15 protein-coding genes are annotated in these 18,108 nt (G+C 44.2%); 10 read left to right on the top strand and 5 right to left on the bottom strand.

The genetic code is table 11. From position 1 onward, the window contains the following. Positions 1-64: 64 nt before the first annotated feature. The gene (locus tag MARME_RS17135; protein ID WP_013662525.1) at positions 65-754 is read right to left on the bottom strand and encodes a cytochrome b/b6 domain-containing protein; all 690 of its coding nucleotides are present in this window, start codon (positions 752-754) and stop codon (positions 65-67) included. Between the two features lie 398 nt (positions 755-1,152). Between MARME_RS17135 and MARME_RS17140 the strand changes: the two genes are divergently transcribed. The 4 genes from MARME_RS17140 to MARME_RS17155 all read left to right on the top strand — a co-directional run bounded on the left by MARME_RS17140 (position 1,153) and on the right by MARME_RS17155 (position 5,991). Beyond that, complete coding sequence (locus MARME_RS17140) at positions 1,153-2,166, top strand: hypothetical protein (RefSeq protein ID WP_013662526.1); 1,014 nt, start codon at positions 1,153-1,155, stop codon at positions 2,164-2,166. Positions 2,167-2,365: 199 nt separating this feature from the next. Continuing rightward, on the top strand, positions 2,366-3,325 hold the full coding sequence (locus tag MARME_RS17145) for an ABC transporter substrate-binding protein (RefSeq protein WP_013662527.1): 960 nt from the start codon (positions 2,366-2,368) through the stop codon (positions 3,323-3,325). A gap of 9 nt (positions 3,326-3,334) precedes the next feature. Next, entirely contained in the window at positions 3,335-5,008 is a 1,674-nt protein-coding gene (locus MARME_RS17150) for an ABC transporter permease (protein ID WP_013662528.1), read from the top strand. Continuing rightward, on the top strand, positions 5,005-5,991 hold the full coding sequence (locus MARME_RS17155; RefSeq protein WP_013662529.1) for an ABC transporter ATP-binding protein: 987 nt from the start codon (positions 5,005-5,007) through the stop codon (positions 5,989-5,991). Before MARME_RS17150 ends, MARME_RS17155 begins: the two co-directional genes overlap by 4 nt. Positions 5,992-6,020: 29 nt before the next feature. On the opposite strand, the gene ung is transcribed toward MARME_RS17155, so the two are convergent. Then, positions 6,021-6,695: a uracil-DNA glycosylase gene (gene ung, locus MARME_RS17160; RefSeq protein ID WP_013662530.1), complete on the bottom strand. Its 675-nt coding sequence runs from the start codon at positions 6,693-6,695 to the stop codon at positions 6,021-6,023. An 18-nt stretch (positions 6,696-6,713) separates the two neighbouring features. Next, positions 6,714-7,589, bottom strand: coding sequence for a choline kinase family protein (locus tag MARME_RS17165; protein ID WP_013662531.1), 876 nt, complete (start codon positions 7,587-7,589; stop codon positions 6,714-6,716). Between the two features lie 89 nt (positions 7,590-7,678). On the opposite strand from MARME_RS17165, the gene hexR reads away from it, so the two are divergent. Continuing rightward, positions 7,679-8,542, top strand: a complete 864-nt coding sequence (gene hexR, locus MARME_RS17170) for a transcriptional regulator HexR (RefSeq protein WP_013662532.1) — start codon at positions 7,679-7,681, stop codon at positions 8,540-8,542. Between the two features lie 449 nt (positions 8,543-8,991). Then, on the top strand, positions 8,992-10,488 hold the full coding sequence (gene putP, locus MARME_RS17175) for a sodium/proline symporter PutP (RefSeq protein WP_013662533.1): 1,497 nt from the start codon (positions 8,992-8,994) through the stop codon (positions 10,486-10,488). 416 nt (positions 10,489-10,904) lie between these two features. Here putP and edd read toward each other — a convergent pair whose 3' ends face one another. Further along, the gene (edd, locus tag MARME_RS17180) at positions 10,905-12,719 is read right to left on the bottom strand and encodes a phosphogluconate dehydratase (RefSeq protein WP_013662534.1); all 1,815 of its coding nucleotides are present in this window, start codon (positions 12,717-12,719) and stop codon (positions 10,905-10,907) included. Between the two features lie 396 nt (positions 12,720-13,115). Here edd and gap point away from each other — a divergent pair, with 396 nt between their 5' ends. From gap to MARME_RS17195, 3 genes are all read left to right on the top strand, one after another. Next, on the top strand, positions 13,116-14,129 hold the full coding sequence (gene gap, locus MARME_RS17185) for a type I glyceraldehyde-3-phosphate dehydrogenase (RefSeq protein ID WP_013662535.1): 1,014 nt from the start codon (positions 13,116-13,118) through the stop codon (positions 14,127-14,129). A gap of 82 nt (positions 14,130-14,211) precedes the next feature. Further along, positions 14,212-15,660 carry a pyruvate kinase gene (gene pyk / locus MARME_RS17190; protein ID WP_013662536.1) on the top strand — a complete coding sequence of 483 codons (1,449 nt, stop codon included), beginning with the start codon at positions 14,212-14,214 and terminating at the stop codon, positions 15,658-15,660. Between the two features lie 6 nt (positions 15,661-15,666). Then, positions 15,667-16,128: a methylglyoxal synthase gene (locus MARME_RS17195; protein WP_013662537.1), complete on the top strand. Its 462-nt coding sequence runs from the start codon at positions 15,667-15,669 to the stop codon at positions 16,126-16,128. A gap of 192 nt (positions 16,129-16,320) precedes the next feature. Here the strand turns inward: MARME_RS17195 and MARME_RS17200 are convergent, their stop codons facing one another. Beyond that, positions 16,321-17,055, bottom strand: a complete 735-nt coding sequence (locus tag MARME_RS17200) for a PIG-L deacetylase family protein (protein WP_013662538.1) — start codon at positions 17,053-17,055, stop codon at positions 16,321-16,323. 152 nt (positions 17,056-17,207) lie between these two features. Here MARME_RS17200 and folE2 point away from each other — a divergent pair, with 152 nt between their 5' ends. Next, the gene (gene folE2 / locus MARME_RS17205; protein ID WP_013662539.1) at positions 17,208-18,107 is read left to right on the top strand and encodes a GTP cyclohydrolase FolE2; all 900 of its coding nucleotides are present in this window, start codon (positions 17,208-17,210) and stop codon (positions 18,105-18,107) included. Position 18,108: the final 1 nt, after the last annotated feature.

Here is an 18,108-nt window from a genome sequence, read left to right on the forward strand (position 1 = left end):
GAAAGGTGTAGGCAAATACGAATTGCCTACACCTAACATCTAACAGAATTTAAAAACACCGCTCTTAAATCGGTAAGCTTATAAGCCATGCTAACCAAGCCAGCGACAACCCTAGACATATAATCGTTGCGATACGCGGTGTGCTTGCTGAATCTGTTCCATCCACAAGTTCTGCCGTGCTTTTTCGTCCCGTTATCATTGCTCGCACTAACCGCTCTCCTAGTTTCAGTTCATGAAACAAAACCGCGGCAATATGAAAAGCGACAAGATAGAGCATGATGTCTGGCAAGGTATGGTGAATATACGCCATGGTTTCAAGAGTATCGTCTGAAGCACTTTCATAAAACGGCCCATACCAAAACACCTCGTCGCTCGAAAAAAGTCCGGAAATCCACTGAGCGCTTAGCAATACAATAAGTAACACCACCATTAATGCGCCAATTGGATTGTGACCTGCATGCTTATCTCCTTTAGTGGGCGATTTCATGCTCGATAACAAGGACTTTGCGTATTGCAATACGCTAATAGGGCCTTTTACAAACTCACTGAAGCGGGCGTACTTTGACCCGAAAAAGCCATATAACACGCGAGCGATAATCAATGCAGACATTATATATCCAGCATAAAAGTGCCACTGAAAATAATCTTCGTCTGATTTACCCGTAAAAATCAAAACACTGAATGCAGCCACTAATAACCAGTGAAATGCTCTAATTGGCCAATCCCACACTAACGTTTGACTCGCTTTATTCATTATCGCCCTCCAGTTATACGCTCACAGCGCCAATTTATTCAATTCTTGATTCAGTTTAAGGAAGTTTTCGCAAACGCAATCTATATTAAAAATAACAAATTCATGGTGAAAAGTAGACTTTTTAAAAACGATAACGTTTCCTTCTTGGTTTAAATATTGCTTTTTTATTTTAATAGACCTTTGCACGGAGTCACGAGCGACGCCAAAACAAGGTAAAAATAGACAAAAAAGCGGAGTTTATGAGTTATAAATATACATCTCGCATCTATTTTTAATAAGGTATTGGAGCACGTAGCAGTCATACAAAGATCTCTTTTAATGCGTTTTCTAAACAAGCAATCCATTTAGAAAATTAAGGAAGCATTCGTAATACGCTCACACTTGGATGGATGGGACATATGGTTGTATTAGGTTTAGTCGTAGGAAGTATTCTCATTGCTTTAGTGTATTGGCTAATAACGCATGGACATTTTCAGTTTCAAAGACATCAATACATAGAAGCAGACAGCAATGAGGTTTATAAAGAAATTGCAAACCTAGCGACGTGGCCAAGCTGGTGCGTTTGGCGCTCATACGACCCTGATGCAGACATACAACTAGACTACTTTGATAGCCAATCCATTTCCGCGTCGTCTTTGATAATTGAGAGTAACAAGATTGCTCCGACGAGCGTTCAAAGACAATCCGAAGATGAAGTTGAGCAAGTCGCTACCTTTTTGATCGACAGCCCAAGCCTATACTGGCAGTCCTTTACCATCTATGCCCACCTAACCCAACGATCACACAACACCCTTATCACCTTTGATGTTGAGGGAAAAATACCTTTTTTTAGACGACACTTACTGCAAAAACATTTATCTCATATTACCTTGGACATCGAGTTATCGCTTATTTCTTTAAAAAATAGGATGGAAAGAAAAATTCAACATCGTTCCAGCATTACGTTTGAATTAGAAGGTTGCCAAAGACTTGATACGCTTGATGCTGTGATCCGCCCATTTGAAGCGACAGAACAATCCATTTCACAAGTCATGGAGATTGGGTTCCATGAGCTGTTCGTTGCCTTAGGGCCCGAGAACCCTCCCACAGGAGGATGTTTTGCCATTTATACAAAAGCAGACCTTAGTACTCATAGCTTCACAGGAAAATTAGGGGTGCCTGTTCAACGATTGACGGATTGCAACTTACATCCCGAATGCATTCGATTTTCAAGCCATTATTTACAACTTAGGTACCATGGACCATACAAACACCTTTATTTAGCGTGGCGAGTACTGAATGTTCAAGCAACGATAAATGGCTATCGCTACAACCGTTCAAAACCCGCTCTCGAACTCTATGAAGTAGGCCCCAAAGACGCAGACGATGAAGACATGTTTGTAACCATTCTGTCGCTTCCGATTAAATCTTGATCAAAAAATACCGGTGATCATTACCGGCAACCAAGAAAGCATTTACGGTCATCAAAATTAAGATAAATGCCTCACTTTCCCTCTTCATTGACTGATTTCCTCAGATCGACGCCTAAAACTGTTCATTTTTTCGTCATATTTCCGCAACAAATTAGGAGGATTATTAGTTTGGTTTGCACCAATACACAAAGGATTCATTATGAAGTTCATGCATTTGATCTCTGTTCTCGCACTTTCCGGTGCAGTTCTAAACGCTCAAGCGGAAACAATCACTGTCTATTCAGCTGGCCCAAAAGGATTGTCTAAATCCCTCGTCAAGAACTTTGAAAAAGACTCTGGTATTAAAGTAGATCTTTATCAGGCGACAGGCGGCAAGATCATGTCCCGCTATCAAGCTGAAAAGTCGAATCCACATGTTGATGTCATGATTTCATCATCATTAGGTCATGCTATTACGCTAACGAAGGCTGGAGAATTACTACCTTATCAATCTCCTAATGCGAAAAACGTTCCTGACTTTTTGAAGTCTGATACCTATGTCTCTCAAGGTGCAGCGGTACTGGCAATTGCCTACAACACTCAAAGTACGTTGCCAGAACCTAAGCTTTGGTCTGACTTGACGAAGCCGGAGTACAAAAACCAGATTACTATGCCCGACCCTAGTAAATCAGGCTCGGCTTTAACGCTTGTAGAAGGTCTAACTGAAAAAATGGGCGACGATGCATGGACGTTGTTTTCCGGCCTGAAACAAAACGACATTCTGATTCCTGGAGCAAACAAGGCGGCTCTAAACCCCGTCCTTCAGGGTGCAAAGTCCGTCGTATTTGGTGCGGTTGACTACATTGCGTTAGGTCTTAAGAAGAAAGGCGAAACGCTAAACGTTATTTACCCAGAAGACGGCACGGTTCTCGCGCCACGCCCGATTATGATTCTTAAATCAACCCAACATGCAGACGCCTCAAAGCGCTTTGTCGATTATATTTTGTCTAACAAAGGTCAAAATATGGTGTCAAATACATTAATCTTGCCTGCTAGAACAGACATCTCTACATCACGTCCAGGGTTTGATGATCTAAAACTAATCACGTTTGACCAAATGACCGCAGCAGCGCACGCGCAGGCAACTAAGAACAAGTTTGCGAGCATTATGGGACAATAAGGAATGTCGATGTATTCCAACGCGAGAGGGAGTCGTCTCCCTCTCGCGTTTAACCTTGTCTCTATTTTTTCTCTGTTCTTGATCATCGGGTTACCGGTGATTTCCGTGGTGCTGTTTGCCATATTTCCAAGCTTTAACGAACTGTCGTTTGCTCGGCCGTTCAGCAACTTTATACCTCAGTTTAGTAACCCACATCTTTTAACATCCACGCTGAATACGCTACGTTTGGCGTTCTCTGTTACCTTGATGTCCATTATGATCGCGGTCATCTTGGCTTACCTTCGTAGTCGTATGCACGACCACTACGGACGAATCTGGGATGTGCTTTTTTTGATTCCTTTTTTGATTCCGCCTTACATTGCGTCGATGGCGTGGATTCAAATGTTTCAGTTCAACGGCTTTTTTTATCAGTGGTTCGATCTTAATCTATCAGGTTTTTTGTTCTCTTTTAGTGGTGTGGTGTTTGTGATGACATTGCACCTTTTCCCATTGATTTACTTTGCGGCTGTTAATGCCTTCAAGGTGGTCGGCAACCGTTACAGCGACGTCGCTAAGATTTATGGCGCTGGTTCAGTACAGATCGCATTTCGCATTCTATTGCCTTTGATCGTGCCTACATTACTATCCACAGGGTTAATTGTATTTGCACTGACCATAGAAGAATTTGGCACACCAGACATTTTAGGTAGCCGATTTGGTTTTAGTGTTCTCGTCACCTCAATCGAAGAGAAGCTGACCGACTGGCCCATTGATCTCCCCGGCGCTTCCGTCTTGTCCTTACTCCTAATCACCATTGCGATCAGCGTTTATCTAATACAAATCGCCATTAGTAAGCGCTACACTGACAGCGTTGATAACCAAACCATGGCTTCAAAGCCACTAAACCACAAAGGCTTTATGCTAGTTAGCCACGGGATTTTCTTCTTTGTCGCTGTGTTTACGGTCGTGGTCCCTCTCTTCTCTATTTTGACCTCTTCCATGATGCAAACCATGTCTCGGGGATTGCACTGGAATAACCTTTCTCTAGAAGCGTATCAAACACTGTTTTCATTGGATGATGGCGCTTTAGACGCTATTTATACCAGCTTAACTCTGGCTCTAATGACCGCTTTAATTACCGCTGTCATTGGTATGTTGGTCGCCTTTACGTTAATACGACTCAAGCCAAAAGGTCACAAAATACTGGATGCGCTGTCGCTGCTACCCAACGCCATGCCTGCGATGGTTTTGTCGGTTGGCTTAATTCTCACGTGGAATCAGAAATTTCTTCCTGTAACGCCCTACAATACACTGTTTATTTTACTGCTGGCATACACCTGTTTAATGCTGTCATACCCTATACGTATGCTGACGGCGGCAATGAAACAACTACCAGCCTCTCTCGATGAAGCGGCTGCGATTTATGGCGCAGACCTTTTATTAATTGCACGCCGCATTTTATTTCCTCTTCTCATACCCATCTCTGTCGCTGCAGGGTGCATCGTGTTTGCTATTTCAACACGAGAGTTAGTTGCATCGCTAATATTGGCACCAGCAGGTACTGAAACCGTCGCAACCTATGTGTTTAACCAATTTGATCAGGGCTCTGTCAGCTCCGGTATGGCAATGAGTTTTGTTGTCATCGTTGTTTCCGGTATGTTGATTGCGCTTGGACAATTACTAGCCAAAAGACATGCCCGATGAACGCAATTGACATACGTAATATTTCTAAATCGTTTGAAGATAAAACAATCCTTCATGACATTAACCTGACTATTGAGAAAGGTGAGTTTCTAACCTTACTCGGGCCATCGGGTTGTGGAAAAACCACCTTACTAAGGATCATTGCGGGTTTAGAATTTCCAGATACAGGGCGTATTCAGACGCTTTCAGGTGCCTTTGTTGACCGAGACAAAGAACAATTTTTGCCCGTTGCAAAACGAGGATTAGGGTACGTATTTCAAGACTACGGGCTTTGGCCTCATATGAGTACCTATGAAAACATTGCGTTTGGCTTGAAACAGCAAAAACGCCCCGTCTCAGAAATCAAACAGCGCGTTGACGAAGTCCTTGAACTCGTCAAGTTAACTGGACATGACCAAAAACTGCCTGAAAAACTGTCTGGCGGACAAAAACAACGCGTTTCCATTGCTCGTGCGTTAGCCGCTTCCCCTCAGATTATCTTGTTAGACGAACCGCTTTCTAACCTTGATGCCAATTTGAGAGAAGAGTTAGGTTTGGAAATTCGACAACTTACTGGCGAAATGGGCATTACCTGCGTTAACGTTACGCACGACCGACGTGAAGCGCAGCTTCTCTCAGATAGAATTGCGCTCATGAAAGACGGTTATATCCATCAGCTGTCGAATCCAACTGAGCTGTTTCAAAAACCCGCCAGCCGCTGGGCCAGTGAGTTTTTAAACGCTGGAAACTTACTTGACGGTGACTTACTAAAAAGAGAAAGAGGCGAATGGCTAGTGCCAAGAACCGCTTTTAACCTCGCATCAGACACCGATGAAAATGCTCTAACCATGGAAGTTGAAGATTGCCTTTTTTTAGACGATCGTTTCGAAATTGTTGCCAGTCTCAATGGACACAGAGTGTGCCTATATAGCGGCCAACCCTATCAGAAAAAGCAATCGATAGCCGTGTCCCTAAAAGACGAACTTTTGGTAAAACTTTCTTAACGCTCTGCCATTTAAAGGTTCAAAGTCTTTTACAGATGAGCCGCCCAATCGATTGGGGCCTGCCCAGTCTGCTTAAGGTAGGTATTAGTCTCAGAGAAATGTCGACAGCCAAAAAAGCCACGATATGCCGACAACGGTGATGGGTGAACACTTTCTAGTACTAAGTGCTTTGATCTGTCTATCATTTTGCCTTTTTTCTGAGCGTACGACCCCCAGAGCAGAAACACGATACCCTCTCGCTCCCCATTTAGAAGCGTAACTATTCGATCAGTGAAGGTTTCCCAACCTTTCTTCTGATGCGCTCCTGCCTTACTTGCTTCCACCGTCAGCACACTGTTTAGCAGTAAGACACCTTGGTTCGCCCAGCTCTCTAGATAACCATGCTGCGCGACGGGAATGCCTAAATCCGATTCAAGTTCTTTATAAATATTAACCAGCGAAGGCGGGACTTTGATGCCCGGTTTTACGGAGAAAGAAAGGCCATGCGCTTGATCTGGCCCGTGATAGGGGTCTTGTCCAAGGATCACGACTTTCACATTGTCAAAAGACGTACAATTTAATGCGGTATAACGCTCTTCCGCCTCAGGATAAATCACTTTGCCTTTTTGGCTCTCTGAATCCAAGAAGTCCGTTAACGACAACATATAGTCTTTTTCAATTTCTGGTGCGAGTTTTTCGAGCCAATCTGACGTCAAATTCAACATATTCTTCACATCTAACAATTAAATAAAGGGGTTAAGCTTTTTGGTGTCTTTAAACTCGCGGTAATAATCTAAAGACTGATGATCATCGACACTGATCACGTGTTTTAACAGCAACCATGCCATCTCCCGCAAAGCGTAAGCGAAGCCATAGTCATGAATGGTCTTCAAGGTATCCTGCACGTTCAGAGTGTCATCGTAGGCTTCAATCAAGATCTTTTGTTGATCCAAGGTTAAGTTATGCGAACGTGACACTGCGGCAAGGTCAAACAAGGGGTCGCCAAGTGCTGTATATTCCCAATCAATAAACCAAATTTCTTCGTTATTAAGCAGCACATTTTTTGGATTCAAATCATTGTGACACAAGACATCCGGTCTGCCCCTCGAATCCACTTTATTCATCTGATCAAAGCAGTGCTGAAGGTATGCCACTTCATGCTTATGGGCGCCGTTTGTGTCGTGGTGTTCTATGCCACCCACATAATGTTCGATCACCTGATAAATGTTTCGTGACGGGGCGTTAACTGACAATGCATGTACTTGAGTAAACAAGGCGCCGATTCGCTTAATATCACGAGAGTTGTGCTTTACGTCCCAGCTTAGCGCAGGTGCATGAATGTATTCACTTAGAATAGCACCTTGATCATTAGACCAGATAACAGTCGGAGAAATGCCTGCATTTTGCGCCGCTTTTAAGGCATTCAACTCTGCATGTCGATCGATCAAAAAAGCCTCAGTATCCAGCATCGGGACTCTGAGGACGGCTCTTGGCGCGTTATACCAATGTAATTTCATTACATGATTTGAGTAGCCGTCTTCAATATTTTCCACTTTTAGGGCTTCTTGAGGGGGTAAATACGGCGAAATCTGTTCAAAAAGCACAGATAATGTGGTCATTTTTCATCCTTTTGTTGTCAACAGACACACTGGCTGTCAGAATGGCGATTACAACACTTACCGTCAATAGTTACCGTTGAAGCAAATTAATGAACAAGCATGACGATATTATTCGTAAAATACAGGAAAAGCTCAGTACGTTAAGTAAGTCTGAGCGAAAAGTCGCGGAAGCAATCTTAGCAGACCCTAAGACAACCATACATTCTAGTATCGCAAAACTCGCCGCTCGTGCTGAAGTGAGTGAACCGACCGTGAATCGATTCTGTCGCAGTTTGATTGGCAGTGGTTTCCCTGACTTTAAAGTTGCGCTAGCGCAAAGTTTGGCAACGGGTACACCTTATGTGAACCTGAATGTCGAACCTGACGACGCCCCAGGCGCAGTCACTAATAAAATTTTTGAAGCGGCTAAAAACAACCTCACTCGTGCGCAGGAACTCCTACCGGAATCTCTTATCAGCCGCGCTGTCGATGTACTTGCGGGCGCTCGACGTATTGAGTTTTATGGTTTAGGTGCGTCAGGTCCCGTTGCGAAAGATGCTCATCACAAGTTCTTCCGTCTAAATGTTCCTGTCGTTGCCTATACCGATATATTGGTTCAACGTATGGCAGCAGCAGGCACGCATCCTGGCGATGCGGTCGTTTTGATTTCCTATACAGGACGTACTCTACCGCTAATCGAAACCGCTCGAGTGGCACGTGAAGCAGGTGCATCCGTTATCGGGATCACAAACCCAGAATCCCCGCTTACTGAGCATTGTTCTATCGTTCTTCCTATTGAAGAGACGGAAGATACTGATATCTATACGCCGATGAGCTCACGTATTGTGTACCTCACATTAATCGATGCGTTGGCGACAGGTGTTCTTCTAAAACGTGGGCCTGAGTTTAACTCTCATCTTAAGAAACTAAAAACAAGCGTACAGGATACTCGTTTACCGAAAAACAAAACCTAACGCGACGTTAAAATCCACTTAGTTTATAGCTTCCATAAGGAGTCATAACTTTGATACATCTAACTAAGATATATTGAAGTATGGCTCCTTTTTCTTTATCCCTGTTTACACCTCCACCTTCTCTTATTCAGTATTTTTGTCAAAAAATGCAAGAATAACGCACCAACAGGCCATCAATCGGATTTATTTACAAATTTAAAGTAGGTTTTTGAAAGATTATCCGCTTCCCCGTCCCTAGAATCCTTGCCTTGGTCGAAAAACATGCATAACTCTTCCTACTTGTGATGACGAATACATGTTTTAGAGAGAACACGACTCAAACAGAAAAACCAAGCCTAAAGCACTCAACTATAAGATGCTTGAGCCAAGCCCACTCAAATAGAGTGCTCTTTGTTCAGGAAAAGTTGAACGCCTAGGTATACGTATAAATATATTCTTGGGGACTACACATGATTGAGAACAGTTGGGCGATAAGCTTAACCTTTTTAGCGTATCTAATTGTGATGCTTGGCATCGGCTTATACGCTTACAAACTTACGTCAAACTCAGAAGATTACTTCTTGGGGGGACGCTCACTAGGCCCATGGCCTACTGCGATCTCTGCTGGCGCATCTGACATGAGTGGCTGGTTGCTGCTTGGCCTACCTGGCTATGCATTCGCATCAGGTATGGAATCACTTTGGTTAGCGGGTGGCCTACTTGCAGGTACATGGTTGAACTGGTTGATTTGTGCGAAACGTCTGCGTACTTACAGTATCCAAACAGACAACGCATTGACACTTCCTGATTTCCTAGCGAAGCGTTTCAACGACAAATCTAAACTGATTCAAACGATTTCTGCTTTCTTCATCTTACTTTTCTTCTTGTTCTACACAAGTTCTGGCCTTGTTGCTGGTGGTAAGCTTTTCGAAACAGTATTTGGTTTAGATTACACTTACGCCGTTATTATCGGCACAGTATGTGTTGTATCGTACACACTATTTGGTGGTTTCCTAGCCGTTGCTTGGACTGACCTTGTCCAAGGCTTAATGATGGCAGCAGCACTTGTGATTGTTCCTGTTATTGCTTTAGATGGCAGCTGGTCTGAGCTTCACGCTACACTGGCAGCGAAAAACCCTGAGCTACTAACAGTTTGGAACAATGTGAAAGGCGAACCGTTATCAGCAATTGGTATCATTTCTCTAGTTGCATGGGGCCTAGGCTACTTCGGTCAACCGCACATTCTTGCTCGTTTCAAAGCGTCTCGCTCTAATAAAGACATTGGTACAGCACGCCGTATTGCGGTTACTTGGACAGCTCTGTCTATGGCAGGTGCATTGGCAGTTGGTTTTGTTGGTATTACTTATGTTGACACGAACCTTGCTGGATCACTTGGCGATTCTGAAAAGATCTTCATGGTGTTGGTAAACGCAGTCTTCCATCCTGTGGTAGCGGGTATCCTACTTGCCGCTATCTTAGCTGCGATCATGAGTACAGCAGACTCTCAATTGCTTGTTTCTTCCTCTGCACTAGCAGAAGATTTCTACAAGCAAATCATTAAGAAAGACGCGTCACCTGAGCACATTGTTAACGTTGGTCGCTTCGGTGTTGTCGCAATTTCTCTCATCGCTCTAACGCTTGCAATGAACCCGGATAGCTCTGTATTAGGTCTAGTATCTTACGCTTGGGCTGGTTTCGGTGCAGCATTTGGCCCTGCAATTATTCTGAGCTTGTTCTGGCGAAACATGAACCGCAACGGCGCTCTAGCAGGCATCATAGTGGGTGGCGTTACAATCGTAATTTGGAAGCAGTTGTCAGGCGGCATCTTCGATGTCTATGAAATCGTTCCCGGTTTTATTCTTTCAACGATCTCTATCATCGTTATAAGCTTAGCTTCTGGTACACCATCTAAAGAAGTGACTGAATCTTTCGACGAGTACACTAACAAGCTGGACACAATGGCCTAAATTCTACCTTATTTAGGATGAGTCAATAGCTAAAGAAGTATGGTCAGCCTCGTTATTGCAAATGATATTTTCGATAACGGGGCTGCTTAGTTGAGTCAATGTATTCATCTTCTTCATTTACATGAAATAGCGTTCTTGCTCTAGACTCAACGCTCCTGCCCCTAATTTCCGCCACAGTTTTTTCCGGTCTCGATACCACCAATCACCACACACCATGAATAAACAACGCTCTAACACCTTATTTTCACGCTTTAATACACAGCCAAATTGACTTCTCTCCGGTTGAATATTTCGTCCCACGTATCGTCTGTTATTGAAAGCATAAAAAAAGGCCTACCAAAAAGGTAGGCCCAAACACCATTACTAACGTCAACCGCTAGTAGTCAGAGGAAACGTTGCTCTGTCAGTCTGAATAACTACTCAGCAAACAGACTACATGCCCCTTGTTCAGCACCACTCACCAATGTGCGCTGAGCGTAAAATAACTCTCGTCCCATCCCTTGGTGAGACTCAGACAAATCATGTGTTGCAGCCTCTCGTCCTGCCAATTCGTCATCGGAAACCAGTAAGGATAAGGTGCCAGTTACCGCATCCAGACGCATTAGATCGCCGTCTTTAATTTTTCCAATAAGGCCACCAGCCAATGCTTCTGGCGTTAAATGTATCGCAGCCGGGACTTTACCTGATGCACCAGACATTCGACCATCTGTCACCAACGCGACTTTAAAACCTTTATCTTGAAGGTTACCAAGATAAGGCGTTAACTTATGCAGCTCAGGCATACCAATGGCCTTCGGTCCTTGAAAACGCACAACCGCCACACAGTCTCGCTCAAGCTCACCCGATGAAATCGCTTTTGCTAGATCATTCTGGTTGTGGAAAACTACAGCAGGCGCTTCAATGATTCGACTTTCTTCTTTTACCGCAGAGACCTTAATAACAGATCGTCCTAGATTGCCTTTCAATAGAGACAGGCCGCCTTCTTTGCTAAAAGGATTTTCAATTGGGCGTACCACGTCAGCATCGAGACTGACATCAGTGCCTTCTTTCCACACAACGTTACCACCGTCAAGGAACGGCTCTTTTGCGTAGTGACTCAATCCCTTACCAACAATGGTATTCACATCTTCGTGAACCAAACCACCTTTAATAAGTTGCTTAACAAGAAACGCCATACCGCCTGCGGCATGAAAATGATTAATGTCCGCCTGCCCATTAGGATAGATACGCGTTAATAGTGGAACCGCTTTTGAAAGCTCAGAGAAATCATCCCAAGTAACGACAATACCCGCTGCACGAGCGTAAGCAACAATGTGCATAGTATGGTTGGTTGATCCACCTGTGGCCAAAAGCCCTACAATAGAGTTAACAATCGAGCGCTCGTCAATCACCTCATAGATAGGTCGATAATCACGTCCTAATGCCGTTGTTTTAGCGGCCAATTGCGCTGTATGGCGAGTTAGAGCCTCACGCAGCGGATCGTCAGGGCTCACGAAAGAAGAACCCGGTAACTGCAGCCCCATAATCTCAACCAATAGCTGATTTGAGTTCGCTGTACCATAAAAGGTACATGTACCGGCACTATGATAAGAGGCCGATTCTGCTTCTAGAAGCTCTTCTCGGCTCGCCTCACCTTTCGCAAAACGCTGACGTACCGCAGCTTTTTGCGCGTTGGTAATGCCCGATTTCATTGGGCCAGCAGGAACGAACAAGCAGGGTAACTGGCCGAAACGTAAAGCCGAAATTAACAAGCCAGGAACGATTTTGTCACAAATACCTAAGAAAAGGGCTGCGTCAAACATGTTGTGAGAAAGGGCAATGGCTGCGCCTTGAGCAATGTTATCGCGACTAAATAGGCTCAATTCCATGCCATCTTGACCTTGAGTCACGCCGTCACACATTGCAGGAACGCCACCCGCAAACTGTGCGACTGATCCCATTTCAGTCACAGCTTCTCGAATAATACGAGGATAATCCTCATAAGGTTGATGAGCCGAAAGCATGTCGTTATACGAAGAGACAATACCTATGTTTGCTTCTTCCATTAACGTTAGCTTTTGCTTGTCTTGTGGATTACAAGCAGCAAAACCATGCGCTAAGTTACCGCAAGAAAGAACGCCACGATGCGGTCCTTTTTCCTGCGCTTTTTTCATATCTTCCAGATATTTCGTTCGCAGTTTTTTACTGCGCTCAACAATATTATTCGTCACTTCCGTAACAATGGGGTTCATGCTTCACTCCGCTTTTGTTATGCGACTTACGACTGAAGTAAGTCGGCATGACATAAATTTTATGTAATATTACTACATATAAATCATAAATCACGCCCAAAAACCGATTATTTTAAAGAAAAACCCTAAAATATTGTAATTTTTTTACTTAAGGCCTCCTATTTCGAGTTTTTTTCGATAGAATGGCAACTAATCTGTAACACAAGTAAGTGTAGTATCAATTTAAACGAACGATGTGATTATTTTTTAATCATTTATAATGTTATTTGATTTAGATTCTTGCTTGCAAAACTGCTTATGTAGTATTTTTACAAAATAAAGCAATTCTGGAATAAGTGTTCCACACTTGTGTTAGCGACTTTATGAAATGAATTTCAGACGAATTTAGAGGTGGGTATGACTATTAAGGTAGCAATTAACGGATATGGACGTATTGGACGCAACACGCTTCGAGCGCTTTACGAGTCTGGTAAACGAGATCAAATTCAAGTCGTAGCAATCAACGACTTAGGCGACTCAAAAATAAACGCTCACCTTACTAAGTACGACACGGTTCATGGTCGCTTCAATGCTGATGTTAATTTCGATGAAGAAGCACTGTATATTAATGAAGACAAAATTCTAACCTTGTCTGAGCGCGATCCAGCGGCGTTGCCTTGGGCTGATCTTGACGTTGATGTTGTATTTGAATGTACCGGCTTTTTTACAACGAAAGAAACGGCAAGTGCTCACTTATCTGCTGGCGCGAAAAAAGTCATTATTTCTGCACCGGGTAAAGAAGTCGATGCCACGGTTGTATACGGTGTAAACCAAGACGTATTGACGTCTGATATGACCGTCATTTCGAATGCATCTTGCACAACTAACTGTCTTGCTCCGATCGCGAAGCCACTAAACGACAAACTCGGAATTGTTAGCGGCTTGATGACCACAATCCACGCGTATACAAATGACCAAAAACTGTCTGACGTTTATCACCAAGACCTATACCGTGCTCGAGCGGCGGCAATGAACATGATCCCAACAAAAACGGGCGCAGCGGCAGCGGTAGGTTTAGTGGTACCAGAACTAGCAGGTAAATTTGATGGTATGGCGGTGCGTGTACCGACCGTAAACGTCTCTTTGGTTGACCTTACCTTCCAAGCACCTCGTGAAACAACGGCTGAAGAAGTAAATCAAATCATCGAAGATGCGATTGCAGCAGATCCAGTCCTTGCCGACGTTCTATGTGTAAACCGTGAGCCTTTGGTTTCAAGTGATTTTAACCACAGCACTTACACATCAAACTTTGATGCAACACAAACACGTGTACAAGGCACTCTGGTTAAAGTAATGGCTTGGTACGATAACGAATGGGGCTTCTCAAACCGAATGTTAGACAACGCAATTGCATTAATGAGTGCAAAATAGCTCAAAATACACGAAGGCTGCTGACGCAGCCTTCGTCGTTTCATATACTTCTCTTCACGTATCTTAATTTTTGGTAAATATCATGACACGCAGAACTAAAATTGTTGCCACTTTAGGCCCCGCTTCCAGCTCGCCAGAAATGATCGAGAAATTGATTTTAGCGGGCGCAAATGTATTTCGCCTGAACTTCTCTCATGGTCAACCAGAAGATCACATTAACAGAGCAAATACGGTTCGTGAAATGGCGAAGAAGAACAACCGCCACATAGCAATTTTAGGCGACTTACAAGGACCGAAAATTCGCATAGCACGCTTTAAAGATAACCAAAAAGTTCAACTTGAAGAAGGTGCAACGTTTATCCTAGACGTCGACTTCGACAAAACCGCTGGCGATGAAACTCGTGTCGGCATCGATTACCCTCAATTGGCTAAAGACTCTGAGCCAGGCAACGTCCTCCTTCTCGATGACGGTCGCGTTGTTCTTGAAGTGACAGAAGTCAAAGGCATGGAAGTCATCACAAAAGTCGTTGTAGGCGGCCCTCTGTCGAACAACAAAGGGATTAACCGTCTTGGTGGTGGTCTTTCAGCAGCAGCGCTTACTGACAAAGATAAAGAAGACATTAAAACAGCAGCAGCGCTAAAAGCGGACTACCTTGCGGTGTCTTTCCCTCGTAGCGCAGCCGACTTAGAAGAGGCCCGCAGCTTAGCAGAAGCCGCTGGACTTAAAGCTGGCATTGTTTCGAAAGTAGAACGCGCAGAAGCGGTTGCAGACAATGAAACCTTAGATTCCATTATTCTTGCATCCGATGCAGTCATGGTGGCTCGTGGTGACCTAGGTGTAGAAATTGGTGACGCAGAATTGGTCGGTGTTCAAAAACACATGATTAAGCGCTGCCGTCAATTGAACCGCCCTGTGATCACGGCAACTCAGATGATGGAAACCATGATCACAAGTGCTATGCCAACTCGCGCGGAAGTATTCGACGTCGCGAACGCAGTTTTAGACGGCACTGACGCCGTTATGCTTTCAGCAGAAACAGCGGCAGGCGATTACCCAGAAGAAGTAATTCACACGATGAATCGCGTTTGTTTAGGCGCGGAAAAACAACCTTCCGTTAAGAAGTCTAAGCACCGCATCGATGTTAAATTCAACAGCATCGATGAGACCATCGCCATGTCGGCAATGTATGCAGCGAACCACCTTGAAGGTGTTAAAGCCATTATCAGCTTGACAGCATCTGGTAACTCTCCTCTGCTTATGTCTCGTATTACATCTGGCTTGCCGATCTACGCTTTGTCACCGAATCAAGAAACACTTAATCGTACCGCCTTGTACCGTGGTGTGACACCTGTGTCATTCTCTTCGCAATCTTACAATGTAGACAACATTATCTCGGGATTAATTGAACGAGTTAAATCACTGGGCTACATAGAAGACGGCGATCTAGTCATTGTGACCAAAGGGGATCACCTCGTCAGCCTTGGCACAACCAATGCGATGAAAATCGTGAAAGTTGGTCAAATCGTTTAAGCGCCAATGACTATGTATAAAAAAGTCGTTACCACACCGGCAACCAAGCGCATTGCGCTGGTTGCCCACGACAACATGAAGCAAGAGCTTATTCGTTGGGCTCAAGAGCATAAAGAAAAGCTCATTTGTCACCATCTGATGGCGACCGGCACAACGGGCAATATGCTAAAGAAGGAGCTCGGAGTCGAGGTAGAAGCGCTGATTAGTGGTCCGCTAGGTGGCGATCAGCAACTTGGTGGCCTCATTGCGGAAGGTAAAATCGATGTCCTTATCTTTTTTTGGGACCCATTTGAACCTATGCCGCACGACCCCGATATTAAAGCCCTCTTACGAGTGGCGGCGGTTTGGAATATCCCAATTGCGTGTAGTGTTTCGTCCGCTAATTTTCTGGTCTCTTCTCCGCTCTTTGAAAACGAGTTTGAAAAGACCATACCGGACTATGACCGCTATTTAAATGAGCGAATTTAGGCTCTTTTTGTGACGGCATTTCTTTTATGCAAGCCTTTTAAGACTCGTATTTGACATAAAGGTACGAATGAGTCTGATCAGAGAAACAACGAAAAATAAACGACGAACTCTAGATTGAAGTTCGTCGTCACGATGCACTTACCGATATGAACAGACAATTATGTGGGCAGAAATAAAGTGAAAAGATCTACTCTATAAGTGATGCACCACGATAGGCGTTAATTTCATATAACCCTCTGCATACTGAATCGCGCGTTTAGCTGTAATACCAATATTGCGTTTCGCTTGAACGCCACGTTGTAACGCCACACGCGTATAGTAATCCCAAAGGTGCTCTTGCCCTTCCATGCATTCAATTGCCTGACGTTTTAAATCCCAGACATCAGAAATGTCTAAAAAGGTATTTGGCTCCCAATGGCATTGTTCAGTTTGATGGGGTTCAAACGCGTAAACAGACGGTGCGCCTATAATAGTTTCACCTGGGTTATGCCCTTCGGCTTGAGCAATAATACGCGCTTCTTGAGCCGCTCTCATCGCCAGAGGGTGGTCAAAGTTATAAGGGTCTCGCTCTGAATGACTTAACACAAACTCTGGCTGCAATTGGCGATACGTTTCCACTAGACGGAATAACGTCGCTTCGTCGATTCGCATGGGATAATCTCTAATATCCCAAAACTCGATATCGCCTCCTAAAATCTCGGCAGCCGCTCTCGCTTCACGCTCTCGTACTAGTTTTACCTGCTCTAGTGTCATATTGGGCTTACGCCACAATTTTGCCGATTCGCCTCGTTCTCCGTAAGACAGACAAATAATCTTTACTTTCCAACCTTGTTTCACGTGAGCGGCAATAGCTCCACCCGCCCGCCACACAAAGTCAGCCGAGTGAGCGCTGACAACGAGTGCTGTTTTTTGTGCTTGATTAGACATACGCATCCTTATTGTTATGAATCGAACAAATTAAATGTTATAACATAACAGTTAAATCAGGTATCATTCAAAATAATTGAAAGCCAATCACAATTTACGAAGCCATCACCAACGAACGCATCGTCATAGAAATAAGGAGCCCTTGCTTCCACATGAATAACCTAACCCCCTTACCCGATGTCGCCAGCAAGATAGTGTCAGATATCTCGTTAGATCAAGTAGGAATGGCAAACATCGCCTTGCCTCTTCGTATAAACGTAGAGAACGGTACTCAAACCTGTGCAGCGAATGCCGCCATATTTGCAAATGTCCAAAATGGACAAAAGGGACTGCACATGTCCCGCATGTACGAATCGTTATTAGAACTTAGCGAAACATCCCTGTCTGCTGCAACCCTCGCCTCGTGTGCGAAACACGCCTTGTTACAGCAAACCGAAGTAGAAGCAACAAATCTATCGATAGAACTCAAAACGCAACTTCAGATTAAACGCCCTGCTTTGAACAGTAATGGCGATGGGTGGAATCGATACCCTGTTGAGATCAATGCGAACTACTCACATCAAGACGGGTTCACCTTATCACTGGGGATTCAAGTCACTTATTCTTCCAGTTGCCCTGCCTCCGCCGCGCTATCACGTCAGGCATTGAGTCAAACCTTCGATCAAACATTCCGTGATTCTCAATCGCTTAATCATGGCGAAATAACCTCGTGGTTGGAGAAAAACGGAACGCTTGCGATTCCCCACAGTCAGCGAAGTATCGCAAACATTACGGTGGGTATTACCGACGGCCCTTTACCCATCTCTGAGCTTATTAATACCTGCGAAGAAGCTCTTGGAACACCAGTACAAACCTTTGTGAAACGAGACGACGAACAAGAATTTGCACTGAGAAATGGCGCCAACCCAATGTTTGTAGAAGACGCCAGTCGGCGCCTAATACAAGCGCTGGAAACGCAAGGTTACAGTGGAAAACTGTACGTATCACATCAGGAAAGCCTTCACGGACATGATGCTGTTGCTCAAGCGTTCTTTAGCAGTGAGGAACGTTAGT

Source organism: Marinomonas mediterranea MMB-1 (assembly GCF_000192865.1).
GTDB lineage: Bacteria > Pseudomonadota > Gammaproteobacteria > Pseudomonadales > Marinomonadaceae > Marinomonas > Marinomonas mediterranea.

Bases quoted from the DNA above. Each gene is read 5' to 3' on its own strand.
- MARME_RS17135 (WP_013662525.1), bottom strand. From the start codon at position 754: ATGAATAAAGCGAGTCAAACGTTAGTGTGGGATTGGCCAATTAGAGCA.
- MARME_RS17140 (WP_013662526.1), top strand. From the start codon at position 1,153: ATGGTTGTATTAGGTTTAGTCGTAGGAAGTATTCTCATTGCTTTAGTG.
- MARME_RS17145 (WP_013662527.1), top strand. From the start codon at position 2,366: ATGAAGTTCATGCATTTGATCTCTGTTCTCGCACTTTCCGGTGCAGTT.
- MARME_RS17150 (WP_013662528.1), top strand. From the start codon at position 3,335: ATGTATTCCAACGCGAGAGGGAGTCGTCTCCCTCTCGCGTTTAACCTT.
- MARME_RS17155 (WP_013662529.1), top strand. From the start codon at position 5,005: ATGAACGCAATTGACATACGTAATATTTCTAAATCGTTTGAAGATAAA.
- ung (WP_013662530.1), bottom strand. From the start codon at position 6,695: ATGTTGAATTTGACGTCAGATTGGCTCGAAAAACTCGCACCAGAAATT.
- MARME_RS17165 (WP_013662531.1), bottom strand. From the start codon at position 7,589: ATGACCACATTATCTGTGCTTTTTGAACAGATTTCGCCGTATTTACCC.
- hexR (WP_013662532.1), top strand. From the start codon at position 7,679: ATGAACAAGCATGACGATATTATTCGTAAAATACAGGAAAAGCTCAGT.
- putP (WP_013662533.1), top strand. From the start codon at position 8,992: ATGATTGAGAACAGTTGGGCGATAAGCTTAACCTTTTTAGCGTATCTA.
- edd (WP_013662534.1), bottom strand. From the start codon at position 12,719: ATGAACCCCATTGTTACGGAAGTGACGAATAATATTGTTGAGCGCAGT.
- gap (WP_013662535.1), top strand. From the start codon at position 13,116: ATGACTATTAAGGTAGCAATTAACGGATATGGACGTATTGGACGCAAC.
- pyk (WP_013662536.1), top strand. From the start codon at position 14,212: ATGACACGCAGAACTAAAATTGTTGCCACTTTAGGCCCCGCTTCCAGC.
- MARME_RS17195 (WP_013662537.1), top strand. From the start codon at position 15,667: ATGACTATGTATAAAAAAGTCGTTACCACACCGGCAACCAAGCGCATT.
- MARME_RS17200 (WP_013662538.1), bottom strand. From the start codon at position 17,055: ATGTCTAATCAAGCACAAAAAACAGCACTCGTTGTCAGCGCTCACTCG.
- folE2 (WP_013662539.1), top strand. From the start codon at position 17,208: ATGAATAACCTAACCCCCTTACCCGATGTCGCCAGCAAGATAGTGTCA.